The organism is Paraburkholderia adhaesiva, from assembly GCF_021390575.1.
In the GTDB taxonomy this organism is placed as follows: Bacteria; Pseudomonadota; Gammaproteobacteria; order Burkholderiales; family Burkholderiaceae; genus Paraburkholderia; species Paraburkholderia adhaesiva.
Window position 1 is genome coordinate 299457 of sequence record NZ_JAJEJQ010000004.1, and the last position, 25376, is coordinate 324832.

The window sequence follows — 25376 nt, forward strand, 5'->3', positions numbered from 1 at the left end:
TGGTAGGTTCAATGAGTCGTTGCAACACCTTCCTATTAGTATCGAATGAGGGAGGGTTGGCGAATGGCACAAATGGGACGGCCTGGGTTGCCGCCAGAAGGCAAGTCAGAGGTTTGGCGGCGGTGGCGGGCAGGCGAATCGTTTCTTGGTATCGGTAAGGCACTAGGCAAGCCTGCAGGGTCGATTTACGGCGTGATCCGACTATGCGGAGGGTACACCCCTGCTGCTCGTAAGCGGCCGTTGCGGGCATTGACGTTGAGCGAACGTGAAGATATCTCGCGCGGCATCTCCGCTGGACTTTCGATTCGAGCGATTGCCCGCGATTTGAGTCGCGCGCCTTCCACGATTTCCCGTGAGATTGCGCGTAACGGCGGAACAGGCCACTATCGAGCTCTGGAAGCCGAGGAGCGAGCCTCGAAGGCCGCTCTGCGACCCAAACACTGCCTCCTGGAGCAGAATCGGCGCTTGCGCTACGCGGTCGAGCGTAAGCTTTGCCGCGAATGGTCTCCAGAGCAAGTGAGCGGTTGGCTTAAGAACCGATATGCCGATGACGAGTCGATGCGCGTGTCTCACGAGACGATCTATCGCAGCCTGTTTGTGCAAGCGCGCGGCGTCCTGAAGAAGGAGCTGCAGTATCACTTGCGGACCCAACGGAAGATGCGTCACTCACGCTTTTCTAGCACGAAGGGCGCTCGCAACAAGATCGCTGACGCGGTTTCGATTCACGAGCGACCACCTGAAGCAGCTGACCGTGCGGTACCTGGTCATTGGGAAGGAGATCTCGTCAGTGGCGCCAACAATACTCATGTCGCTACGCTGGTCGAGCGGCGCTCGAGATTCACCATCCTCGTCAAGGTAAAGGGAAAAGACACGGTGAGCGTTGTCGCGGGCCTCAAGCGCGAGGTTAAACGGCTGCCGCGGCATCTACGCAAGTCGCTCACCTGGGACCGTGGCATGGAGCTAGCGAACCACAAAGACTTCACCATTGCCACGGATGTGAAGGTCTACTTCTGCGACCCGCGAAGTCCTTGGCAACGCGGTACCAACGAAAACACGAACCGACTTCTGCGTCAGTACTTGCCTCACGGTACGCAACTTGATCAATATTCGCAGGCGGAACTGAACAAAATCGCGGCGCGACTCAATGAAAGGCCCAGAAAGACATTGGGCTTCATGTCTCCGGCCGATAAACTACGCGAGGCTGTTGCAGCGACTCATTGAACCTACCCTCGCGACCTTGAGAATCTCGTTGGCACGACGCAGCTCCTTGACCTCGCGCTCCAGAGCCTTCAGCCGTTCGCGTTCGTCGGTGGTCACGCCATCACGCTCGCCCTGGTCAACCTGGTCACGCTTGACCCATTCGTGCAGCGTCTGCGGCGTACAGCCGATCATCGGCGCAATCGACTCGACCGCTGCCCACATCGACGGATGTTCGCTACGCTGCTCGCGCACCAGGCGTACTGCTCGCTCGCGGACTTCCGGGGAAAACTTGGTTGCCTTCTTGTTCATGGCTCCATTGTCTCAAGAGTTGGAGCCTCCACAAAACCCGGCGCGGTTCAAGCCGAGTTGCGCGAGGGGATCGTAATTGCCTGGATGGTTATCTTTGTTGGGCACGTGCTTCTCGATGTGGCGTTTGGTAAATTTCAGTGGTTTGCCTACAGCCTTCCTGTTCCGTCACTGGTCGCCATCACCCTCGGAGTGATTTTATTCACGCGAAAAGAGTCCCGGCGAATTGGCCTTGGCATATTTTGGGGCCTTGCCCCGATCTTTGTTGTGCTCCTGATTTTGACGGTGGTTATGCTGTTTCTTTTCGCGAGGGCTGGAGTAGTTCCTTAGCCTGGTCAATGTCACCGTATCGTGATCCATTGCTCCAGAAATCTGGTATCAATCATCCGATACGGTTTTTCTGGATATTTGAAATATGGTGAGACTTCCCCGTCTTTATATGCCCGGCCAGCCCCAGCATGTAGTGCTCCGCACGCTCCCGGGAAAATATGCGTTCGTCGACGATTCAGACTACGGCTTCTTTGCCGAAAGCCTGCGAATCTATGCACGTGAGTTCGAACTCGCCATCCACGCGTGGGTGCTGATGCCAGACAAGATGCAACTACTCGTCACCCCTGCGAATACCAGCTCGCTATCGCTGGCCATACAGGCAACCGGTCGTCGGTATAGCCCAATGTTCAATCGCAGGCGTGGGACGCATGGTACGCCCTGGGATGGCAGGTTCCGCGCAACCGTAATCGAGCCCGGGCGCTATCTCCTGCTGGCCATGCGGCTCATGGAAGTCGAGCCCGTACGTGCCGGACTCGTGAGCGCGCCCGCAGATTACCGCTGGTCAAGTTACCACCACCACGCCGGTCTGGCCCATGATCCGAAGGTAACCGATCACGCCATGTTCTGGGCACTCGGCAACGAGCCATTCGAGCGGCACCGCGCCTGGCAGCAACTCTGCAGCGAGCCACTCGATGAAAGGGAAGTCGCGGCCCTCATGAACGCAACCATGAAAGGCTGGGTGCTGGGAGACGCAACGTACCCTGGAATGGGCTGCCGGTGTGGCCAACCGCCGGATTACACAACTGCGCCGTGGCCGTCCCCGCAGGTCCCCCGATTCACCCGTACACCGGCAAGACAGTTCCACCTCCTCGCAACCTGAACGCGAGGTGGTCCGCACACCGCACGAACCACCGCATCGAAATCAGGATCGTCAGCGAGTCCCCAAAACGCGTTCCCGGAAAGCAGACGAGTCCACAGAACTCAGGATCGCAAGACAGCTGGAAACCCTGAGCAATTCGAATTCGCACCTGTCGGCAGAAAAGCAGAGGTTGCTCAGGCACCTCGCCGGGCTGGGTCTCTCTGACCAGACATTCCTCGCGGCTCAGGCTATCGCACACATGCTGTCATTCGACGAGGATACGCATCTACCATTTCCGTCGATCAGTAACGTGACTGGACTGCCGGCACAAGCTGTCCATCAGGCGATCGGTGAACTACATGAGGCCGGTATAGTCACGCAGTGCATACACCATTACAAAACGCATTCAAAAATCGCGTACCGACTAGTCATGCTTCGTATTCCTGATTAATTTGATAAATCCATCTCGAACCATGGATGAGCAGAAATATTCTTCCGGCACGCGCGACGTGAAATGGCTCACGTGGCCGCAAAAGATAGTTGTGCAGGAGCGCAGCAGGATGCGACTGCAGTGGACACTCCGGACAGCGATCATAACCCTGATTATTTCCTTCGTGTTCAGCTGGGCTTTTCTGCGCCTGATTCTGGTAATCATTTTTCGATAAACAAAAAGAGAGCAGCAGTGTGCGATTAAGACACATTGAAATCCTGCTTGCGATCATGCGTGCGGGATCAATTTCCAAGGCGGCCGAACTGCTGTGCATTTCGCAACCGGCCATGAGCAAGGCGCTGGCCCAGACCGGGCATAGTCTGGGTTTCCCCTTGTTCAAACGCGCCCACAACCGGCTTGAACCCACGCGCTCGCAAACGGTGTCGAGCTGAGCGCCGTGCGTGACAATCTCCGTCACTCGTCGATCTCGACCACTTCGATCTATCTGCACACCGATGATGTCAAGCGTGCGCGGCAGTTCGGGGAGGCTTTCACCGCCTGAATTCCTTACGCCATGGGAGCATAACGGAAAGTTATTTCATAACGCCAAGGCTTATGATAGCAATTCGACCGAATCTTGGCCGGTCCCCCATACCGCTGCATCGAACGACAACATGAACAAAAACTGGCTCAATTCCTACCCAGCGGGCGTTCCGGCTGAAATCGACATGACGCGTTACGCGTCGATTGGCGAGCTGTTTCAGGAGAGCTTCCGCAAGCATGGTCCGAAGCCGGCGTTTGCCTGCATGGGAAAATCGATCACCTACACGCAACTGGACACGCTCTCGCAGCGGCTTGCCGCGTGGCTGCAATCGAAGGGCCTCGCGCGCGGCACGCGCGTTGCGATCATGATGCCCAACGTGCTGCAATATCCGGTCGCGCTCGCGGCCATCCTGCGCGCGGGCTATGTCGTCGTGAATGTGAATCCGCTTTATACGCCGCGTGAGCTGGAGCACCAGCTCAAGGACAGCGGCGCGGAGGCGATCGTCCTGCTGGAGAACTTCGCGGTGACACTGCAGGCCGTCGTGCTGAACACGTCGATCAGGCATATTGTGGTGGCGTCGATGGGCGACCTGCTGGGCGCGAAGGGGCTGATCGTGAACTTCATGGTTCGCCGGGTCAAAAAGATGGTACCCGCGTGGCACCTGCCCGGCCACACGACGTTCAAGGCGGCGCTGGCTGAAGGTGCCCGGCTGCGGTTCACACCGGCAACGCAGGGCCCCGACGACATCGCGTTTCTTCAATATACGGGCGGCACGACCGGCATTTCGAAGGGCGCGACGCTGCTGCATCGTAATCTGATCGCCAATCTGCTGCAGACCCAGGTCTGGCTCGAACCGGCACGCGCGAGGCGCCCGGATGTCACGCAATTCACGACTGTCGCCGCGTTGCCGCTCTATCACGTGTTCGCGCTCACCGTTTGCGCGTTGCTCACGATCCATACCGGCGGCCAGGCCGTGCTGATTCCGAATCCGCGGGACATGACGGGCATGATCGAATCGCTGCGCGCCTATCGCATCACCATGTTCCCCGCCGTGAACACGCTCTACAACGCCATGCTGGAGCACGCGGACTTCGGCCAGCTGGATTTTTCGCAGCTTTTCGCGGTGGTGGGTGGCGGCATGGCGGTGCAGGAGGCGGTGGCGAAACGCTGGTTCGAAAAGACCGGCGTGCCGATTATCGAAGGCTACGGGCTTACGGAGACCTCGGCGTGCGTGACGTGCAACTCGCCTGTGTCCTCGGCGTACAGCGGTGCGATCGGTCTGCCGCTGCCGTCCACGGAGGTGTCCATTCGAGATGACAATGGCAACGAACTCGGTATTGGCCAACCCGGCGAGCTCTGCATTCGCGGGCCGCAGGTGATGGCGGGATACTGGCGTCGCCCCGACGAGACGGCGAAGGTGATGACGTTCGACGGTTTCTTCAAGTCGGGCGATATCGCCGTGATGAACGAGCGCGGCCTCGTGAAGATCGTCGATCGCAAGAAGGACATGATTCTTGTCTCGGGCTTCAACGTCTACCCGAACGAGATCGAGGACGTGGTGGCGCAGCATCCTGGCGTGTTCGAGGTCGCGGCGGTGGGCGTACCCGATCGGCACTCCGGCGAGGCTGTGAAGATCTTCGTGGTCCGCAAGGACAAGACGCTGGCCGATACCGATCTGTTCGACTGGTGCAAGGGTAATGCCCCCGCAAATCCATCGTCGGGAGAAGTAGAATTTTCTCGTTAAGAGGGAGTTCTGCAGATGAAGAAGTCGAGATTCACGGACAGCCAGATACTGGAGGCGCTCAAGCGCGCGGAGGCCGGACTGGCGGTGCCGGAGCTGTGCCGGGAGCTGGGCATCAGTTCGGCGACGTTTTATAAATGGCGCTCGAAGTACGGCGGCATGGACGCGTCGATGATGTCGCGCATGAAGGAACTGGAGGCGGAGAATGCCCGGCTTCGCAAGATGTACATCGAGGAGAAGCTCAAGGCTGAGATTGCCTCGGAGGCACTGCAAAAAAAGTTCTGAAGCCATCTCGTCGGCGCGAGATGGCAAAGCGGGTTGTGCAACAGCGGCGCGTGTCAATTCGTGTGGCGTGCGCGGCGTTTGGCATCAGCGAGTCGTGCTACCGGTACGAGGCGAAGTTGAACACGGAGAACGAAGAGATTGCCAACTGGCTGCTGCGTATCACGGGTTGCCATCGCAACTGGGGTTTTCTGCTGTGCTACTTCTACCTGCGTAACGTGAAGGGATTCGGCTGGAACCATAAGCGCATTTACCGGATTTACCGCGAGCTGGAGCTGAACCTGCGCATCAAGCCGAAAAAGCGGCTGGTGCGGGAAACGCCGCAGCCGCTATCGGTACCGGAGGCCATCAATGAAGTGTGGTCGATGGACTTCATGCATGACCAGCTGGTTGACGGGCGCAGTATCCGGACGCTGAACGTGATTGATGATTTCAACCGCGAGGCGCTGGGCATCGAGGTGGATTTCTCGTTGCCATCCGAGCGGGTGATTCGCACGCTGAAGCAGCATATGGAATGGCGAGGCAAGCCGAAGGTCATCCGGTGCGACAACGGCCCGGAATATCTGAGCGCGGCCATCGTGACGTGGACGCAGAAGCAAGGCATCCGGTTGGAATACATCGAGCCGGGCAAGCCGCAGCAGAATGCGTATATCGAACGGTTCAACCGGACTGCTCGGTACGAATGGTTGTCGCAGTATCTGTGGGAAGACCTGGAGCAGGTTCGCGAAGCGGCGGCCGACTGGATGTGGATTTACAATCACGAGCGCCCGAATATGGCATTGGGCGGTTTTACCCCGAAGCAGCGGCTGGCCATGGCCGCTTAGTTTCTACTTCTGCCCACCGTGGAAAACGGGGGCATTACCCAAGGAGCGGCTGACAGGGTACAAGCGCCCGAAACTCGTCGAGTTCAGGGATGCGCTGCCGAAGAGCAATATCGGCAAGATCCTGAGGCGCGACCTGCGCGACGGGCGCGCCTGATTCCACGCAGTGCAGGGCCGGGCGGCGAGCCTCGGCCTCGTTAGCGCAACGGTACCGCGTTCATGCGTTATCCCCGGTGACAATGCTTTTGGGCGTTCCCCGCTCAAAACGATCGCGAAGCATTACGCCGGGCAAGGCGCGCCGTCACCCCTATACGCATATGTTGAGTGTCAAACGTACAGGTATCGCACAAGGTGAAAGAAAACCGGCGCGGCAAAACAGATCGAATCGACCCGGTCAAGCATCCCGCCGTGCCCGGCGATCATCGAGCCCCAGTCCTTTGTACCGAGCGAGCGTTTGACGGCCGACAGCACGAGCCCGCCGACGAAGCCCGCAATCACGATCACAAGGGAGATGCCGAACGCGGCTTCAAAGGTGAATGGTGTTACGCGATAGAGCGCGGCGCCGCACAGCGTCGCCAGCAGGCCGCCGCCGACGAAGCCTTCGACTGTCTTCGACGGCGACAGGCGCGGGGCGATCTTGCGTCGTCCGAACAGTTTGCCGACCACGTACTGGAGCACGTCGCTGATCTGCACGACGAGCAGGAAATAGAACAGCAGCAGCGCGTTATGGCCAGCGTAATGGGGAATGTCGAGGATCAGCACGGCGGGCGCGTAGCTAAGCCCGTAGACGCAGACCATCAGTGCCCAGTTGATCTTCGCGTTGCGGCTCAGGAATTCGCTTGTGTCCTGAGTAAGCGCCGACACGAGCGACATCGCGAAGAACAGGTGTACCGGCACGAAGATCGAATACATGCCGTACCAGTTGATCGCGAGCAGCAGGTACTGAACGGGAATCGCGATGAAGAACGCAATGAAGAGGGTAGTGTGGTCGCTCGCCGTTGTGGGTGTCAGCGTGATGAATTCGCGCAGCGTGAGGTAAGACAGCAGCGCGAACACGAAGTATGTGGCGGTGTTGCCCAAGCCAATCGCAATCGCCATCACCGCGATCATCGCCCACCATGCGCGGATGCGCTGGTTCAGGTTGACGATGGTCGTGCTTGTGCCACTGTTGCGTGCCCCGAGGATCGCGCCGATGACGGTCGCGACAGCCAGCAGGCCCGTGACGCCCGCGACCAGTTCCCAGAAAAGTGTTCGCATGATCGAAATCCGGATGAGAGGGAATGGCGCCGTACTCAGCCTGCCGACCGGTGCGGAGCGAGCGCAACGATCGCATCTTGCATGCGGGCGAGGAAGGACGCCTTGCCTTCCTGTTCGTCGCGCGTTTCGTTCGCGCCGAAGTGCACCTTGCAGATCAGCGGCACGGGCCAGATTGCGCCTTTTGGCATGATTCGCTGCAAATTTTCGAGATAGACGGGGGCAAGCGGGACGGTCGGGAATTCACTCGCGAGATGAAACAGCCCGCTTCTGAATGGCTGCGGCAGCGCATCGGCGCCGCGCGTGCCCTCCGGGAAAATAATGATCGAATGGCCCTGGGCGAGCGCTGCGCGCACGGGATCGAGCGGGTCGCCACCCGATTCACGGTGACGATCGATCAGCACGACGTTCAGCAGCTTCTGCGCAATATGGCGTTTGAGCGTGCTGCTGTCCCAGTAGTCTCGCGCGGCGACCGGCCGCACGACGGCGCGCACGTCGCGCGGCAGCGCGGCAAGGATCGCAAGCGTATCAATATGGCTCGTATGATTCGAGAAGTAGATCTTCTGCGACCCGCAAGGCGGCGTCTGGTGCCAGACGGGATAGGCGCCCGCGACGAACCGCACGATCATCAGCAGGAAGTCGCGTTGCCAGACATGCCAAAGTTTCATGGGTAGGTGTAGTGTTGGCCAGACAGGCTCAGGTTAGCCGTCGCATAAGGAATAAATTACGCTGGAGGCGATCCCTTCTTCTGCATCATTCGATTTTTCGCGATACCAGCAGCCGATCGCTTTCACGCATACTCCTGACTTCTGCACAGCAAATTAAAGATATTTAACTAATTTCAGTGACACGGAATGTTGACAGGATGACTATTCTTTTAAAACACATTTGTTGACTGTTGACGTTTGTGATGTTGCCGATAATAGTAACGTCTTTCGCACAGCCGTTGAATAAATCCGACCAACTTCCCTCTCCTGACGAGTCCCACTGTTCCGCTCGTGCGAAACGAAATGAGCCTTTACACACTCAAACCAAAATTCCAGAATCTGCTGCGTCCGTTGACCATTTCACTCGCGGAGCACGGTGTCACCGCGAACCAGGTCACGCTGTTCGCCGCCGTCGGCTCGATCGCCGTCGGCGCACTCGCCAGCCTGGGGTCTATGGCATTTGGGCTGTTTCTGTTGATTCCGCTGTGGTTGTTCGTGCGGATGGCGCTCAATGCGATCGACGGGATGCTTGCGCGGGAGCACGGACAGAAAAGTACGACTGGTGCCTACCTGAATGAACTCGGCGACATTGTGTCTGACGTTGCGCTCATACTGCCGTTCCTTGCCGCCCCTGGCTTTCGGTCGCCCGATGTCTGGCTGTTCGCGCTGGTGGCGATCGTTGTCGAATGTGCCGGGCTGATTGGTCCACTCGTCGGCGCAAGCCGTCGGTATGATGGCCCGTTTGGCAAGAGTGACCGGGCGCTCGCGCTCGGTGCGTTTGCGCTGTGGCTCGGCGTGGGTTTGCCAGTCGGTGTCATCGCGGTGTGGGTCTGGCGTCTGTTGATCGTGTTGTCGCTCCTGACGGCCGTGCGACGTGCGCAGGCGGGGATCGCTGAAGCTGGTGGATGATTGCGGCGGCGAAATTGATTCGAACGACGGAATGAGAGAGCGAGCATGAGCGTACGTGTCGCCCACGAGGCGGAGTTCATCACTCACGATGGCGAGAAGCTGTTCTACCGTCACTGGCCCGCGACGAACGCGGCCTGCCGCGGCGCGATTGTGCTGCTGCATCGCGGCCACGAGCATTCAGGACGGGTTGCGCATCTCGTCGACGAACTGGACCTGCCTGACTTCGCATTCTTCGCGTGGGACGCGCGCGGCCACGGCCATTCGCCCGGCGCGCGCGGCTACAGCCCGGGCGTGGCCACGTCGGTGCGGGATCTGCAGACGTTTGTCGAGCATATTCGGGACGCGTACGACATCGCAATCGGGGATATGGCCGTGGTTGGCCAGAGTGTCGGTGCGGTACTCGCGGCCACATGGGCGCACGACTACGCACCATCGATCCGCTGCCTTGCCGTCGCGTCGCCGGCGTTTCACATCAAGCTGTACGTGCCGTTCGCGCTGCCGGGCCTGCGGCTGATGCACAGGCTACGCGGCCTGTTCTACGTGAACAGCTACGTGAAGCCAAAATTTCTGACGCACGACCCCGAACGGATCGCGAGCTATGCGGCGGACCCGCTGATCACGCGGCCCATCGCGGTCAACATGCTGCTTGATCTGCATGACACTGCGAAACGCATCGTCGCCGATGCGGCTGCGATTACCGTGCCGACGCAGTTGCTGATCTCTGGCGCCGACTGGGTCGTGCACCGTGGCCCGCAGGATCGTTTCTTCGAGCGGCTCGGTTCGGCGCGCAAGGAGCGCATCGTGCTGCCGGGCTTCTACCACGACACGCTCGGCGAGCGCAACCGGGCACAGGCGCTTGCACCGCTGCGGGCGTTCGTGCTGCGCGAATTCGATGCGCCCAGTCCGCGCGTGTCGCTCGCTGATGCCGACCGGGGAGGACCTTTCCACGATGAGTACATGGCACTGAAGCGGCCACCCGCGAACCTGCTCGCGCGAGCGTACTGGGCGGCGACACGGGCCTCGCTGAAGGCCGGCGGCTGGCTGTCGGACGGCGTCGCGCTCGGGTTGAAGCTGGGCTTCGATTCGGGTTCGACGCTCGACTATGTGTACCGCAACCATGCACAGGGGAGGTTGGGGATCGGAAAACTGATCGATCGTGCCTATCTTGATTCGCCAGGCTGGGTCGGCATCCGTCAGCGCAAGGTGCACCTCGAACAACTGATTGGTGTGGCGATTGGCCGGTTGCAACGCGATGGCGTCGCGGTGAGGATCGTCGACATCGCCGCGGGGCATGGCCGCTATGTGCTCGATGCGATTGCGGCGGCGGCCGGGCACAATGGCGCCGCGCCGGACGGCATCGTGCTGCGCGACTACAGCCCGCCGAACATTGAGGCTGGGCGGGTGCTGATCGCCCAGCGCGGCCTCGAGCAGATCGCGCGCTTCGAGCGTGGCGACGCATTTGACGCAGCGTCGCTCGCCGCACTTGATCCACAGCCGACGCTTGCGATTGTGTCCGGCCTCTATGAGCTGTTCGGCGAGAACGCCCTGATCGAGCGCTCGTTGCACGGACTTGCGCAGGCGGTACCAGCCGGTGGCTACCTCGTCTACACCGGCCAGCCGTGGCATCCGCAGCTCGAATTCATCGCCCGCGCGCTGAACAACCACCGCGGCGATGCAACCTGGGTGATGCGCCGCCGCTCGCAGGCCGAGATGGACGAACTGGTCACGTGCGCGGGGTTCCGCAAGCTTGACCAGCGAATCGACGCGATGGGCATTTTTACTGTCAGCCTCGCGCAGCGGGTGAGCCCGACATGAGCGACGCCGGCGGCGATGCGAGGGGCTTCGTCGGCGACGTAGCAGAAGGCAAGCACGAAGCGTCGCTCATGCTGCGCTTCGGCTGGCTCGCGGCGATGGGCGCGGTGTTCTTCTCGACCTATGGTTTCGCGAACTGGCTGGCTTCGCAGCGTGCGTCGGTGCCCACTTTCGCGTTCGGCTGGGAGCATGTGATTCCGTTCGTACCCTGGACAATCGTGCCGTACTGGTCGATCGATCTGCTGTACGCGCTGTCGTTCTTTTTCTGGTCACGGCGTGACGATCTGCTCGATCACGTAAAGCGTCTGTTGACCGTTCAGTTGATCTCGGTCGTGTGCTTCATCGCGTGGCCGCTGCGTTTCGGTTTTGAGCGGCCCGATGCGGGTGGCGTCGCGGGCACGCTGTTCACACTGCTGATGGGTTTCGACAAGCCATACAACCAGGCACCGTCCCTGCACATCGGGTTGCTAGTCGTGCTCTGGGCCGTTTATGCGAAGCATCTGCGCAACCCGGCGGCGCGCGTCGTGCTGCATCTATGGTTCACGGCGATTGGCGTCTCGGTGCTCACAACCTGGCAGCATCATGCGATCGATGTGCCGACCGGTGCTGCGGTTGGCTGGCTCGCACTGTTCCTGTTCCCGCTGCGCGACGCCGGTGGCCGGTCACCGGGCGGCAATGAGGTGCCAACGGCGGAAAGCCGTGTGGTCGCCCGACGCTATGCGCTTGCAGCATTCGCTGTCTTGTGCCTCGCAGTCGCCTGCGTGCCGGGCGCGGTTGGCTGGGCGCTCGTCGCAGGTTGGGTTGCGCTGTCACTCGCGTGTGTCGCGTCGATCTACTGGCGTGGCGCGCCGGCTGCGTTCCAGAAGGATGCGCAGGGGCATTTCTCGCCGTTCATGCTGCTGCTGTTCGCGCCAACGATCGTGGGCGCATTCGTCAATTCACGTGCGTGGACGTTCCGGCGGCCGCAGCCCGTACGGATCGACGCGCGCGTGTCAATTGGCCGCGCCCCGACCTCGCATGATCTGCGGCGGCACGGCTTTACCGGCCTCGTCGATCTGACCGCTGAGATGCCGCGATGGACGGGGGGCGACGCGTCGTTCGCGTACGTGGCCGTGCCACAGCTCGATCTCGTCGTGCCGTCGTACTGGCAGTTGCAGCAGGCGGTTGCCGCACTCGAAGAGTTGCATGAGGGTGGGCGCGACGTACTCGTCTGCTGCGCGCTCGGCTATGGGCGCAGCGCACTGTGCGCGGCCGCGTGGCTGGCGATGCGACGCGACCTGCTCGATGCATGCGACGCGCTCGCTGCTGTGCGGGCAATGCAGCCACGCGCGGTGTGGTCGGACAGGAGCATCGCCGTGTTGCAGGAGTGGATCGATCGCCGGGCACCGAGGGGAGGCGCGTGATGCGCGACGGGCCCGCACCGTTCCAGATCGCCGCTGCCCGCGGCGTGCTCGACGCCGGCTGCTGGGTGAGCGCGGTGGCGCTTTGCGCAGCGGCTGCGGGATACTGGACTGCGGCAAGCGGGGAGCAGGTGCTGCTGGTGCGCGCGCTGCTGGTGAGCGTCAGTACGGTGTCTGGCGTTGCGGCCCTGTGGTACGCCGTGCGGATCGCGATTGACCGGCGGCTGTTCGCGGTGCTGGCCGACCCAGCACGGTTGCAGGGCGTTGTGGTCGACGAGTCGTTGGCGGGACTGGACGAAGCGTTGATCGCGCTTGGCTGGATGAATGCCGCAAAGGTAGGCCGCCCGCTGGACATGCGGGTGCAGGGTGCGGTCAGGCTGCTGCGAGGGAGTGTGGTGATTGCCGTCGTACAGTGGCTGGTTGTCGGTGGAGCGATCGCTACGCGAGGATTGTGACGAAGGCACGTCTATGATGGCAAGTCAGCAAGCTGCGCGACGGGTCGCTCAATCGCGAAGGGTTCCGCAGCGGCGAGCAGGGGCTGCTCCGATCAACGCCTCTCTGGCTCTTCTCACAGCGTAGATCCGGAACGAATGACCTCGCCATGATCCAGCCTGTTGTTCTCGTCGCGTGGTCTGCACGCCGCATGCGATGAACTCATTGCGAAGCCTGTCGCGATGCACGTGCGTCGGTGTGGGGCTGATCGCGTGCTCGCTCGCTGCGTGGCTCGTCGTTGCGCTGTTGCACGCATCAGGGCCGCAGGCGCATGCGCGATTGCCGAATGATGCCTACATCTGGCAGCGCATCTGGACGCCCGCTGTCGTCGATGCGCTGCGCGAATCGACGGGCCCCGTGCAAGGCTGGCACATCCTGGCTGCCGAATACGACAGCGGCCCTGGGGGTGAGCGGTGGTCGAGCGTATCGCCGGACTGGCGGGCGCTCTCCGCCTTGAACGCTCCCGTAACTGCGGTATTTCGCATAGATGGGCACGTCGAGCGTTGGGACGGCGCGGCGTTGGCCACCGACATCGCCGTGCGTCTCGCAACGTGGCGTGCACGCGGCGTAACGGTTGCGGGCGTCGAAATCGACTACGACTGTGCGACCTCGCACCTCGCCGATTACGCGCGTTTCCTGCAAACGTTACGCGGAGCAATCAGTACGGACGGCGCGATCCATCTGACGGTCACTGCACTACCGACCTGGCTCCAGAGTCCCGAACTGGACGTCCTGCTTGCCTCGAGCGATGAGGCCGTGCTTCAACTCCACGCCGTCATGAATCCCGTCGAAGGTCTGTTCGATCCCGAGCGTGCCTTTCGCTGGGCCGCAGCGTTCGCGCAGCGCACCTCGCGGCCGTGGCGCGTGGCACTGCCCGCTTATGGTTCCCGCGTAACGTGGGGCGTCGATGGCCGCATCGTCGCGATCGAAAGCGAGCGTCCCACGCTCTATCCAGGCGGCGTCGCGCATGAACTTGTCGCCTCCCCCGATGTCGTGCGTGCGTTCGTTGCACGTCTCGATAGCCAACGTCCGCGCGGGCTCGCGGGCATCGTCTGGTTCCGGTTGCCGACCGACGCGGATGCACGTGCGTGGAGTCTCGCGACGTGGCGCGCGGTGCTTGCGCGCGATTCACTGTCCGGACAGCTCGACGTCATTGCGCATCCGTCCACGCAGGCCGGGCTCTACGACGTGTCGCTCGTCGCGCGCGGCAACGCCGATATGCCGCTGCCGCGCATCGTGCGCCTCGCGCGCACCTGCACGGTGGGCGACGGCATCAACGGCTACGCGCTCGATTACGACGCGCAAGGCATGCTGCTGCGGCGCGCCCAGCCCGGCCTGCTGCGCGCCGGTAATCAACTCAACATCGGCTGGCTGCGATGCAGCACGGCTCCTTCCAGCAAGGTCACTTTTCATGTCGAACCTTAAGACGCCGGCGCTTACAGTCGGCGCCATCACGCTGCTCGTTGCCGGCGGCACGCTAGTCTATGCGTGCGGGCCGTTTTTCCCGATGCAGTTGCTGGACAACCGCGCGGCCACGTTGTTCGGCACGCCGTCGAATTCCTTCGCTTACGAAGCCGCGCATCTCGTGACACCAGACAACGCATTGAAGTTGCCCGCTCAAAAAATAGACGGCGGCGACAACGGAGTGATCGATACGACGAAGGTGCTGGAGCAGGGCTTGTCAGCGCAGCAGGTTGCGTTGCTCAGGCGGATGGCGGATGCCGCCGACGGCGACGCGGCTTACGCGCTGGGCGCGAGCGTGCCGGAAGGGCAACGGCTCGAAGCAGCCGCGCGGGTTGATCTGAAGTTGGCGGACCAGCCGTGCGATGCCGAGGCGGCGAGCGCAACATCGGCCGCCTCTTCGACGACACCCGCAGCGACTGGCGAGACTGCGCCACCAAAGAAAATCACCTGCCCGGATCCTGCCGTGGCGACCCAGCGCGCCGCCGCGCGCCTTGACGCCGTGCTGGCGCTGCCGCCGGCACAGAGCGCGCAAGTCGGTTTGATCGCGGCCGACGAGCTGGCGCAGCTGGCGAGCGCACAGGCACTGCAATGCGGAGTGGGGGCATCGTGCGCGACGTCCCTGCGCGCTGCGCATGACGCGTTCGTGCGGGTACGTGTGTTTGCCTTGCGAGGGGCGCCGGATCCGCTGGGCATTGCCGTTAGCAGCTACGGCGACGAAGCGCTGCTCGACCTGCGCAACGCGACGCATGGCGATGCCTGCAACTGGCTGAGCTTCGTCAATGCGACGCCGTGCGCGGCCGCGATTCCCGCCGCCGGACTCAAGCACGCGATCGGACTCTATGCGCAGCAGGCGGCGCGCGGCACGAACACCGGCGTCGAGTCGCTGACGTTCATCGCGGACTGGGCGCTGGCCGATGCGCGACGCGCTGGCGCGCTGATTGACGATCCTGTCTCACAACATCTTCTGGTGAGCTTCGCGCTGGCGCGCGTCGGCGACATCGAGAACGGCGACCCGGCGAGCGCGAATGACTACCGCGGCGGCTGGGACACCACGGTTGGGCCGTCGGGTTACAACGACGCCGCGCGTGGCGGTCGCAAAACGACAGCCAATCCGCGACTCGCGGCGCTCGTCGAGGCGATCCGCGCGCGTGGACTGACACATATCGGCCGGGCGGATCAGCTCGCGGCGCTCGCGTATCGCATCGGCCGCTACGATCTGGCATCGAAGCTGCTCGCCGGGCAGAACAGCGCGCTCGCGAACTGGGTGCGCGCGAAGCTGGCCTTGCGTCACGGCGATACGGACGGGGCGCTGCGGGCCTATGCGGCGGCATCGCAGGCGTTCCCCGCCAACGACACGAGCGTCGAGCCGACGGGCACATTGCTCGTTGAAGGCGAGCGGGGCGTGCTAACGCTCGCGCGCGGTCAATATGTCGAGGCACTGGGCTTGTTCTACAGTGCAGTGCAGAAGAGTGAAACCATACCTCCTTACGACATCAACTACGCAGGCGACATGGCCTATGTCGCGGAGCGCGTGCTGACGACCGACGAACTCAAGACTTTCGTCGATGCCCATGCGAGCGCATCGAAGTCGCCCGCGCCGGGCGCTGACCCCAACGCGCAGACTGCGCCCGTCACGACGGGCGACACGCTGCGCTATCTGCTCGCGCGCCGGCTTGTGCGCGATGGCCGTATCGATGAGGCGCTGCCCTATTTCCCGCAGGACGGCGATCCGCGTTACCAGAGCGTCACCTACGATGCCAAAGGCCAGTCGCAGGTGCATCCGAATGCATTTCGCGCTTTGACGCAACGCTATGGCGCGGTGCTGCACACGGCGCAGCACGGGTGGTTCAGGACCACGCGTGCGCAGGCGTGGTTCGACGCTGCGACGCTTGCCAGGCGGAACGGCATGGAGTTGATGGGCTACGAGCAGGACCCAGATTACACCGATGTCGGTGGTTCGTACGCAGGCGGATCGGGACGCGACAGGGTTGACGCTTTCGGCGACGACGCGAATCCGGACGCCAATCCGCCGCCGCCCGTCGACAATCCAGTGGCACGCGCTCAAGCGGCATTGCGCGGCCCGTTCGTGACCGACGGCGAGAAGGCGCGTTACGCGGCCAGCGAGAGCAAACCGTACATGCGTTACCACTACCGCAGCATCGCCGCTGATGACGTGCAGCACGCTGCAGATCTGTTGCCGCCACGCTCGCAGGCCTACGCGGCGGTGTTGTGCCAGGGAGCGGCGTGGACCCTCAACGACGATCCGGTGCGCGCGCGGCACTTCTATCAGCAGTATGTGGAGCGGGGCGCCTATGTGGATTTTGGCGGCGGCCCGTTTGGCACTCGCTGCGCCGCGCCGGATTTCCACGCCGCGAAGTATTTCCGCTTGACGCAGACGAAGCACACCGTTTTGCGCTTCGTGCGCGCTCATCACAAGCGTGTGGCGCTGACCGGTGCGGGTGTTTTGCTGCTGATCGCCGGTGGTGCGGTATGGGGGTATCGGCGGCGCGCTAAAAACGTGCCGTCGGCAAATCAGGGAAAGGAGTGAAGATGAATCTGAAGCACGGACCGGGCCGTATGCTTGCGATCGCTCCTCCAGGCGTCGCCCCCGCGTGGCGCCTGTTAAACGGTTTCGTCTGTGTTGTGCACCATCCGGGCGTGCCCACCTGGAGTCAACCACTATCTTACCCATGCAGAGCTTCACGGAGGTCTTTTTGTTTTGCCTCAGCGTATCGACATACGGGGCAGCGATATCGGGTACATCGTGCTATGGATACAAGCGAGACCTCGAGAAGATAGTGGCGATACACATCCGACTGCCTGTGAATCTTTGGCAGTGTTCTTCGTCTGCCTGTACGCCTTGCGGCTGTCCTTCCAATGGATATTAAAAAATCGTGAGTATTGCTTCGATCATGTCACAAGTACGCCAGCCAGTAGCAACCCTCATCATCTCGTCCATATCAATCATCGCCTGCATAGCCAGTACATCCACCTATGCGCAGTCCGAAGGAGAGTGGCCTGTCCACAGTATTGTCATAAAAGTTCCGAATGGTGATGTAATCCACATGGAGGCGACGTCGGCAAACAGCGAGAAATTCGTCGGAAGTCGTTCTGACAAACGCCATCAGCTAACCGCTATCCGGTGGACTCCGCGAACGGGTTGTCAGAATCTGGCACTGGGTGACGCAACCTCATCGCGTGCGTTCAGCATTTCGGCGGACGGTTCCGCAACTAGTGGTGCCGTCCGTGGCGTAGATGGCACGTCACAGGGCTTTCTGCTAACTAAAAAGAAAGGATTGCAGAAATTTGGTTCGGGCTGGCGTCAGGTTGAACCAGTCGGGATATCAGATGATGGATCGGTCGTCATTGGAACATTCTGGCATGAAGCCTACGATCCACACGCTTTCTATTGGACAGAACGGGAAGGGGTGCAATCGCTGGCGGACGACAGAATTTTCAGGGAGATGGGATTTACGGACACCGAGGCTCTCGCCGTTTCGGGCGACGGCTCAACAATTGTGGGGTGGGCTGCCGACTACGACCGGCAGCATGCGATAGCTTTTCGCTGGACCAGAAAAGACGGTGTTCAATATATCCGTGACATAAATGGCCCCTCTGAAGGCCCTCGATATATGTGGGTTTCGAAAGATGGATCAGTTGTGGTGGGAACTGCGTATAACGGGTCCAACAGAGCGATATCGAGTCAGGCCTTTCGGTGGACCCAAAAGGAGGGAGTGAAGGATCTCGTTTCAGACTGCGAGAGTTCGTACCCATTTGGTATGTCTTCTGACGGATCAAAAGTATTTGGCGAATGCACCGTGGACGGTCATAGCCACTATTTTATCTGGACTGAAAACCACGGCGTAAGGCCTGCAGGTGTTGAAGACCATTTTCTCGGCCAGTTTCTGGTAACCGACAAGGCAATCAACGTGATCCAGTATCAACCCGTTCCAGGGAATTGACATGGACGACTTCCGGTCGCAATGGTGAGCCAGGAGAGGTTCATATCCAGAAGTACGGACCTCATCTGTTTGGTTTTTCCATCGACGACTATTCCGGATCTGAAGGCTACAACCAGACGGTACGGTCGATTTACCTGCCGTATGGTGACAATTTGGTAGAAGCCGCGTCGCGCATCAATCTGGAACTCGATAACACTGGTTCGATTCGCTGCAGCGAAACGAAGAAACTGTGTGAACAACGCGAGTTCTCGATTACGCCAGATGTCCGCTCGGACGGTGAGGTCTATCCACTGAAGGTGGCGGAGACAGGAACGAAATGGAATCGCTCATATATAGTGACCTTTGATCAGGTCGATGGGCGTTATCGAGTGCCTGCGTCATTGGGCAAAGAGTACTGAGTGGAATTGGAACGCCGTTCAGGTGAAATCAGATCATGACATCGATAAAAAGTAATACTGTCGCCCTTCTCTTTCTTGTACTGAGCACATTTGTCGCTGTTACTGCGGGGGCAAGCACTGTCAAAACGAAGAAGGATTTGGGTACTGCGCTGGAAGATGCTGTCCTATGCAAACCCAAAGCTTGGGACAGCCTTGTCGAGGAAAATAAAGAATCAGGCGGCGAGACGTTTGATCGACTGGGTGTCGTCGAGCGTCCCGGAAATTTTGAAGGATCCTACGTGCTTCCCGTCGGAACCAAGGTATTTGGATATCCCGCTGGTAGGGTTTTGGATGTCAGTACGAGCGTCGATGTGCTTTATGTTGAACTGGCTGCCGGGCCAAACGAGATTCGGAGTCTGAAAGACAGGCTGAAAATGAGGCCGTCTGGCGCTGAAAGTCCGTACGGATATGCCGACTATCTCGATGCGAGCTATTTCAGGCGAATAGCGCTAAAGCATGTAAGCGGTGAAACAGATGAACGCGCTATCGTGCTGGGTCCGGGTCGTCGAGACGATCGTCGGTACGTAGCGATTGGCTGCTGGTCTTACTCGGGCGATCCGGGGTGATGAGAGCCAATTCGACAGGCGCAGGCAGGAGAATCCGCTTCAATCAACGAAATACTGCCACCGGCTGTCATCGAGTTGCCGCTCACCGCATGGGTCTCCTCGAATGGGAGATGAAATTCGGCCATGGACTGGCTAACTCCACGGACCTGGTGCTTTGAACCGCCACCGTTAACTAACGGAGTATTGTACTTCATTCTTGAACCCGCCCATGAGAAACATGAAGATAAAAAATCGTCTTGCGGATTGCATTCTGGCGCTCGTGACGTTGCTTTTGCTAACACCCGTAGTGGCAAGAGCGCAATTAAAAGATGGTTTTATAGAGCAGGCTGTTCTGAACCAGTTTCATGTTGGCGTCGGCGAGCGTGCGATCAGCTTCGGGGGAGGATCCGATCATCCATATACGCTTACCGTGTTTGGCCCGGGGCTGTTTTATCTCGACGGCTATGATCACGACAAGAATCGAGTATGGCGATCCGCACCCTTGCCGCTCGGGGAATGTTATTTGGCCGGCCGGCTTGGCAATACTAGCATCGTAAGGTTATCGGGTGACCGACTACTCCTGAGCGCAGACTGTGCAGGAACGACGTCATTCTATATCCGGCTTCCGAGTGGCCTCATGCTCTCGTTCTCCGCAACGTCGCGAGGCGAGGTTACGGTCTGGCCGATAGTTGAAGCGCCATCGCCCGTGGATACGGTGGCATTGGAAGCGGATTTGCGAGACGTGTGGCGGAATTATCCCTTCAATGAGAGTCAGATGGTCGCCGGCGGCCCTCCGTCTGAATTCCATTTCCACATCGCGCCCCGCCCCGTGTCCTCGGAATGGGCCGATGCGATTGAGCGTGCGCGCGGGTTGTTCCACGTGGCGGGACAACGGGCCGAAGTATCAAATGTCCTGGAGCCTTTGCTAACTCACAGCGACTGGCGCAACGCCGGACTCAATATCGGACAGATCAACGACGCGGCCTACTTCCTGTCGCTCGGCGATCGTTGCGACGATCAATTTGCAGCTTTGAACATGCTGAAGGAGGTCCTGCGGCGCGACCCCACGCGGACAGTGGCGCATCTTAATCTCGGTGACATTTATGCGCGGACCGGGCCGCAGGTTTGCAAAGCGCGATTCTACAAAAACGCCTCGCAGTACGCAGAAGAAGAATATCGTCTGTACTGTTCCGCCTTGGGGCCGACAAAAGTGCCGCCGGTCACTGCAATTCGATTAAGCCAAGCCTTGGGCAGCAAACATCTCAATGAACAGGTCTGTCATCCTCACTATGGACTGTTTCGAGCCATAGCTGCACGGGATTCTGAAGCTCTTGCTCAGACATTGGCGGATCCGGACATCGACGTGAACGAACCGAATCCGGCTGGCGTCACGCCCCTGTTGGCGGCACTAAAAGCCAAGCAGGGTGAATTTGCACGACAGTTGATTGCGCACGGTGCGGACCCAAACAAAGCGCTCGCCGACGAATTCTCACCGCCGCTAGTACAAGCCATCTATAACCACGATGTAGAAACGGTACAGGCGTTGCTCAAGGTCGGTGCAGAGACGGAATTCTTCGGCCGTCAAAGAGTTAATCCGTTTCCGCTGGCTGCGAGTCTCGACGCTTTGACTCCAGAGGAGGCGGCCGCAAAAATGACCATTCTTCAAGCCTTGCTTGCGGCAAATCCCGCATTGACTAGCCAGGTGGACGACGAAGGCGACAATGCGCTCTACCAGGCTGCGGGCGCACTGGGCGAATTTGATGGGAATGAGGTCATAGATTTTCTGTCGAAAGCTGGCGTCGCGGTTAATCAGCCGAACAAATACGGCCGGACACCAATCTTTGCTGTGGCGCCGTTCAAAAGCAACAAGGCGGCAGAGAGGCAAGCGCGATTGCTGGCGATTGGAGCCAACCCGAATCAGCAGAGTGTGAACGGATCGACACCCTTGATCTATCTGTTCGACTGGTCAGGATCGGTTCCGAGCGTGCAGGCGGCGATGGTCAAGGTGCTGTTGGAGCACGGCGCGGACCCGAATTTGACGGAAGCCGACAGCGATCGAACCACTGCGCTGACCCGCGCCGCACTAACGGCGAATCTGGAGGCGGTCGCCGCGCTTCTGGCCCGTGGCGCCCAAGTTCCCGGCGCGAGCCGAATTTGGCCGCCCCTGCCGGCGCGCGTTCACGAGCAGGGCGACAGTGCGGCGCGTTGCGCGTGTGATGCCGAATTGGTCGCACGGTATCGCCAGGTGGAAGCCCTGCTGCGGGCTGCGGACAAAGCGAAGCCGACCCAATAGGGGAGCCACGCGTTGAAGACATAGGTCTTCATTTTTAGGGCAATCTCGTATCACACTGGGCGGTTTCAAGAGCGAAGTGTCGCATTTCGCTCTTGAAACCGCCAGGGTATCACAACAACAACGTGTATGGGCAGAACGGCGCCGATGATTTACCGCTCGTCGGCATCGGCCGGGCCGGCAGGCATGGCGGGATAGATCGGTCAGTGCTTCGGAAAACCTCTATGGATAAAGGACTATCAATAAATGGCTGAACCACTTTTCATACTGGCCGATATCGAAATCAGTGTCCCGGCGTTGCGCCGGTGGCTGAAGTCCGCACCGCTGTCCCCCGCAACATTCGATGATTGGCCAGAATCCTTGTTTCACAGCGGTTCTGGCATCTCCCACGTCGCGGAACCAACGCAGCCCAGCGTCATCGACGAACTGATTACCTACTGCGTCGACAGTTTCGGGCTTGGCGATGGCCACCTTCATTTTAAATATGACGAACAGTCAAAGGCGCTCCATTTTGCGGTGTGCTCCCGGTACGGCGATGAAAAGGGAGTCATGGAAAGCGCGATCTTCCTCTGCGCGTTGCTGCGCGGCCTTGCGCAAGTCTATACCGCAAAAAAACGTCTTTTATCCGCCTGTTTGACACAGGAGCTGATCTATTGTGTATCGAGATCACCAGGAAAACCTCGCGTATTCGGCTCGATCCGGCGAATGATCGGCTACCTCCAGCATGGTTTGGTGAGTGGATCAGCCAGGACAACCTGGGCGACCCGGCCAATCTCGTGGCAGCGCTGTTTCCGCCACTGGCGCGCGCAGTGAAGAAACAGGTCGCTCTGGGCCCGCTGTACGCGAGCCCCCAGGCACCTCACAGATATGACGGTTTTTTCTGGACAGATGGCGCGGATATTTATCGCTGGCCGGGTGACCAGCCTGTGCAAAACGCAGACCCAAAAACTTTTCGTCGGGTCACCCCGGCTAATTTGATGGACTCGGCCTTTTACGCGGATGCGCGCCATCTCTGGTATTGCGATCCGATGGCATACGCAAACATGGTGCTCGTGCAATCGCTTGAACCCGGCATCTCCATGCAGGGTTGGCGTCCCTTCAGTTCTGACGGAGTGCCGCTATTGCGTTGCGCCGATACCGTGTGGGCTGTCGCGGACATTGACTATCCCAATGGGGGGAATATTCCGGATGAGGTGAACTACCCCAAAAAAAGGAATACCCAAAGCAACGTTAAAAGTGTTTTGCACGCCATTCAATCGCAGGGCGGCATCCCGGTATGGGAAAAAAGGTACAACTTTGAATACTTGCGCCCCACCCGGGTGGAAGGCACTTCATTCGTTCATGTGAAAGACAGGCTATTCGAAGATAGCAAGTCAGTCTATGTCCAAACAAAGCGGGGCTTGATCCACTTAGAGGGCGCGTTGCCAAGGATGACGACGTTTCTGGGTGACCTAAGCTGCAACAACGGACGGATTTTCCGCTACGGATGCGAGATTCTACAGCATGTGGATGCCGCTTCGCTGCGTTATATTGGCGACGAATTATACGCAGACAAGGATCACGTCTACCTTCTTCGCCATGACATGGAAGGCTCCGACTACTGTCCGAATCTGCATATCCTTGACGATGCGCAGCCGGCGAATTTCCGGATCATTCGCACCATGGGAAATGACATCCTTGTAGGGGATGAAAAGCAAGTCTGGCTCAATGGCGAAATCATCCATGGCTTGATTCCCGGCGCGCTCAGATTTATAGGTTCGTATTTCTGGACAGACGAAAATCAGGTTTATTACTGCGCGGAAGTGATTCCGGATGCAGATCCCAACGAATTTGAAGTACTGGCCAATTCCGGCTACGCCCGCCAGAGAGCGACGGTTTATTTTGGCGCCCGACAGATTCCCGGAGCCGATGCCGCGACTTTTGTCGCGTACGGCTGGACCTCTGCTTGCGACCGGTATGGTCGTTATGACTTAGGGCGGGCCGTTGATGATCCCGGCCAGGAAGTTGAGCGGTAGGCGCGGCCGTTCAGATGAAACCGATGCCGTCGATATTTTTTCAAAAAATTTATTGTTTTTGTGCTAAATCGCTAAAGCTGTAATTGGCGTCTCGTCATGCACATCTCCGCGAAGGCTCATCCGATAAGGCTCGAAATTTAACCTGATGCAGAATTCTGGGTTGCCACGGTAATGTTGAACAGGGCCGCTATAGATGGTTTATGCGTTATAAGGCGCAGGTGCAAGGGCAAAGGAAAAGGACGATGAGCCAGCAGGCAATCACGATGCCGGCAGATCAGGATAGGAAAGTCGAGTTGCGATGCCAACGCACCCGCCACAACAAGTTTCTCGACACAATGAATACGAGTGGGAGTGTGCACCGGGATAAACGCTTCCGTGAGAATAAGTATCGTGCTTTTGGTGATCGCGAGCGCGTTCCAGTGTTTTTGCTTGCGTTGCTTTTCGGTGCGCGATGACCGGAATTCCGGCGACATGACGCCGCCCGCCGTATGGTTCGCGTACAGTCCCGACCGAAAAGGCATCCACCCGCAGCAGCATCTTGAACCGTTCGGCGGCACCTTGCAGGCCGATGCTTATGGCGGCTACCAGGCCATCTACGAAACAGGCCGTGTGCGTAAGGCTGCATGCTGGGCGCATGCGCGCCGTCAGTTTTACGAACTACATGCGGCACGACCTAACGCATTCAACACCGAAGCGCTCGAACGCATTGGCGCCTTGTATCGGGTCGAGGAAGCGGTTCGGGGGAAACCGCCCGATGAGCGGCGTGCATACCGGCAAGCCCATGCCCGACCGCTGCTCGATCAACTCCATGCGTGGCTCACCGCCATGCTGGAAACGCTCTCGCGCAAATCCGACACGAGCCGGGCGATTCTCTATGCCCTGAACCGGTGGGAGGCGCTCACGCGCTACGGCGATGACGGACAACTGGAGATCGACAACCTGCCGGTTGAGCGTGCGCTGCGCGGCGTGGCTATCGGGCGCCGGAACTATCTGTTCGCCGGCGCGGATTCGGGCGGAGAGCGTGCCGCCGCAGTCTACAGCCTGATCGGCACGGCAAAGCTAAACGGCGTCGATCCTGAAGCATATCTACGCCGCGTGCTCGGGCGTATCGCGGATCACCCGATCAACCAGATCGAGGCGCTTCTGCCGTGGAATCTGGATCAGTCCTCGTACTCAACCGGTGTCTCGCCGCAGTCCAGCACGATGGAGTGAATGCGGATCTCGCACCAGTCCCGGAACATCTTGATCGTCCGGTTGCGCGGCCACAGCGCTGGATCGGTGTACCAGTCCTCAAGCATGTGTTCGAAGAGCGCCTTCCAGTTACGCTGAATCCAGCGCTTGCCAGGCTGATCCGGGTCCTCGGTTCCGCTCGTCGGAATCAGAAAGGCTGACGGCTCCTCCTGCGCATCCGCGAGTGTGACGGTGGGATTCGCTGGAGCCGGGTCCGCTGCGTTGATCCACGCGACGAACGGCGCCTTCGGCACGATGAGGGCAACAACCCGATTGGAAACGAACAGCGGTTCAAGCGACATGCATTCGGTCCTCATAGCAGAAGACCGAATGCTAAAGCAAGGCGGCCGTTATGACACGCTTACCCTAAAGCGTGGGATTAAGATCTTAATCTTTACGATACCCG

Annotated in this window: 19 protein-coding genes and 5 pseudogenes; 19 read left to right on the forward strand and 5 right to left on the reverse strand. The window is 59.8% G+C overall.

Annotated features, from left to right (window positions below):
• Positions 1 to 63 precede the first annotated feature (63 nt).
• Positions 64 to 1221 (forward strand): IS30 family transposase, encoded by a 1158-nt coding sequence (locus L0U80_RS29220; RefSeq protein ID WP_233874526.1) that lies wholly within the window; start codon positions 64 to 66, stop codon positions 1219 to 1221.
• A gap of 9 nt (positions 1222 to 1230) precedes the next feature.
• Here the strand turns inward: L0U80_RS29220 and L0U80_RS29225 are convergent.
• Positions 1231 to 1509 (reverse strand): annotated as a pseudogene (locus L0U80_RS29225) (transposase); the annotation flags it as partial.
• Positions 1510 to 1921: 412 nt separating this feature from the next.
• Between L0U80_RS29225 and L0U80_RS29230 the strand changes: the two are divergent.
• From L0U80_RS29230 to L0U80_RS29245, 5 genes and pseudogenes are all read left to right on the forward strand, one after another.
• Positions 1922 to 2618 (forward strand): annotated as a pseudogene (locus L0U80_RS29230) (transposase); the annotation flags it as partial.
• A gap of 701 nt (positions 2619 to 3319) precedes the next feature.
• Positions 3320 to 3496: pseudogene (locus tag L0U80_RS29235) on the forward strand (LysR family transcriptional regulator); the annotation flags it as partial.
• A pseudogene (locus L0U80_RS31885) lies at positions 3487 to 3627 on the forward strand (site-specific integrase); the annotation flags it as partial. The pseudogenes L0U80_RS29235 and L0U80_RS31885, both read left to right, overlap by 10 nt.
• Positions 3628 to 3739: 112 nt before the next feature.
• Positions 3740 to 5353, forward strand: a complete 1614-nt coding sequence (locus tag L0U80_RS29240; RefSeq protein WP_267955015.1) for a long-chain-fatty-acid--CoA ligase — start codon at positions 3740 to 3742, stop codon at positions 5351 to 5353.
• Between the two features lie 15 nt (positions 5354 to 5368).
• Positions 5369 to 6456, forward strand: a protein-coding gene (locus L0U80_RS29245) for an IS3 family transposase (protein WP_233862864.1) whose coding sequence is annotated in 2 segments (ribosomal slippage) — positions 5369 to 5618 and positions 5618 to 6456 — 1089 coding nt in all. Because the reading frame shifts where the segments join, the coding sequence is not laid out codon by codon here.
• A gap of 324 nt (positions 6457 to 6780) precedes the next feature.
• Here L0U80_RS29245 and L0U80_RS29250 read toward each other — a convergent pair.
• On the reverse strand, positions 6781 to 7710 hold the full coding sequence (locus tag L0U80_RS29250; RefSeq protein WP_233874530.1) for a phosphatidate cytidylyltransferase: 930 nt from the start codon (positions 7708 to 7710) through the stop codon (positions 6781 to 6783).
• A gap of 35 nt (positions 7711 to 7745) precedes the next feature.
• Positions 7746 to 8375, reverse strand: a complete 630-nt coding sequence (locus L0U80_RS29255) for a lysophospholipid acyltransferase family protein (RefSeq protein WP_233874533.1) — start codon at positions 8373 to 8375, stop codon at positions 7746 to 7748.
• A 342-nt stretch (positions 8376 to 8717) separates the two neighbouring features.
• Between L0U80_RS29255 and L0U80_RS29260 the strand changes: the two genes are divergently transcribed.
• The 12 genes from L0U80_RS29260 (at position 8718) to L0U80_RS29315 (ending at position 23740) form a co-directional block, all read left to right on the forward strand.
• Complete coding sequence (locus tag L0U80_RS29260; RefSeq protein WP_233874536.1) at positions 8718 to 9323, forward strand: CDP-alcohol phosphatidyltransferase family protein; 606 nt, start codon at positions 8718 to 8720, stop codon at positions 9321 to 9323.
• 45 nt (positions 9324 to 9368) lie between these two features.
• Positions 9369 to 11138 (forward strand): bifunctional alpha/beta hydrolase/class I SAM-dependent methyltransferase, encoded by a 1770-nt coding sequence (locus tag L0U80_RS29265; RefSeq protein WP_233874539.1) that lies wholly within the window; start codon positions 9369 to 9371, stop codon positions 11136 to 11138.
• Entirely contained in the window at positions 11135 to 12538 is a 1404-nt protein-coding gene (locus tag L0U80_RS29270) for a phosphatase PAP2/dual specificity phosphatase family protein (protein WP_233874542.1), read from the forward strand. The genes L0U80_RS29265 and L0U80_RS29270 overlap by 4 nt, the downstream gene beginning before the upstream one ends.
• Positions 12538 to 12990, forward strand: a complete 453-nt coding sequence (locus tag L0U80_RS29275) for a hypothetical protein (protein WP_233874545.1) — start codon at positions 12538 to 12540, stop codon at positions 12988 to 12990. The genes L0U80_RS29270 and L0U80_RS29275 overlap by 1 nt, the downstream gene beginning before the upstream one ends.
• 193 nt (positions 12991 to 13183) lie before the next feature.
• On the forward strand, positions 13184 to 14452 hold the full coding sequence (locus L0U80_RS29280) for a DUF3142 domain-containing protein (RefSeq protein ID WP_233874548.1): 1269 nt from the start codon (positions 13184 to 13186) through the stop codon (positions 14450 to 14452).
• Positions 14439 to 17039, forward strand: coding sequence for a hypothetical protein (locus L0U80_RS29285; RefSeq protein WP_233874551.1), 2601 nt, complete (start codon positions 14439 to 14441; stop codon positions 17037 to 17039). The genes L0U80_RS29280 and L0U80_RS29285 overlap by 14 nt, the downstream gene beginning before the upstream one ends.
• Positions 17040 to 17385: 346 nt before the next feature.
• Complete coding sequence (locus L0U80_RS29290; RefSeq protein ID WP_233874554.1) at positions 17386 to 18453, forward strand: hypothetical protein; 1068 nt, start codon at positions 17386 to 17388, stop codon at positions 18451 to 18453.
• The gene (locus L0U80_RS29295; protein WP_233874557.1) at positions 18450 to 18851 is read left to right on the forward strand and encodes a hypothetical protein; all 402 of its coding nucleotides are present in this window, start codon (positions 18450 to 18452) and stop codon (positions 18849 to 18851) included. Before L0U80_RS29290 ends, L0U80_RS29295 begins: the two co-directional genes overlap by 4 nt.
• Before the next feature lie 35 nt (positions 18852 to 18886).
• Positions 18887 to 19456, forward strand: coding sequence for a hypothetical protein (locus L0U80_RS29300; protein ID WP_233874560.1), 570 nt, complete (start codon positions 18887 to 18889; stop codon positions 19454 to 19456).
• Between the two features lie 208 nt (positions 19457 to 19664).
• Positions 19665 to 21728: an ankyrin repeat domain-containing protein gene (locus tag L0U80_RS29305; RefSeq protein ID WP_233874562.1), complete on the forward strand. Its 2064-nt coding sequence runs from the start codon at positions 19665 to 19667 to the stop codon at positions 21726 to 21728.
• A gap of 243 nt (positions 21729 to 21971) precedes the next feature.
• On the forward strand, positions 21972 to 22538 hold the full coding sequence (locus L0U80_RS29310) for a hypothetical protein (protein WP_233874564.1): 567 nt from the start codon (positions 21972 to 21974) through the stop codon (positions 22536 to 22538).
• Positions 22502 to 23740: a DKNYY domain-containing protein gene (locus L0U80_RS29315; RefSeq protein ID WP_233874566.1), complete on the forward strand. Its 1239-nt coding sequence runs from the start codon at positions 22502 to 22504 to the stop codon at positions 23738 to 23740. The genes L0U80_RS29310 and L0U80_RS29315 overlap by 37 nt, the downstream gene beginning before the upstream one ends.
• A 137-nt stretch (positions 23741 to 23877) precedes the next feature.
• On the opposite strand, the gene L0U80_RS29320 is transcribed toward L0U80_RS29315, so the two are convergent.
• Positions 23878 to 24213 carry a hypothetical protein gene (locus tag L0U80_RS29320; protein ID WP_233874834.1) on the reverse strand — a complete coding sequence of 112 codons (336 nt, stop codon included), beginning with the start codon at positions 24211 to 24213 and terminating at the stop codon, positions 23878 to 23880.
• Here L0U80_RS29320 and tnpC point away from each other — a divergent pair.
• Positions 24185 to 24952 (forward strand): annotated as a pseudogene (gene tnpC / locus L0U80_RS29325) (IS66 family transposase); the annotation flags it as partial. The gene L0U80_RS29320 and the pseudogene tnpC overlap by 29 nt on opposite strands.
• On the opposite strand, the gene L0U80_RS29330 reads toward tnpC, so the two are convergent.
• Positions 24901 to 25272: a superantigen-like protein SSL4 gene (locus L0U80_RS29330; protein WP_233874568.1), complete on the reverse strand. Its 372-nt coding sequence runs from the start codon at positions 25270 to 25272 to the stop codon at positions 24901 to 24903. The pseudogene tnpC and the gene L0U80_RS29330 overlap by 52 nt on opposite strands.
• Positions 25273 to 25376 lie beyond the last annotated feature (104 nt).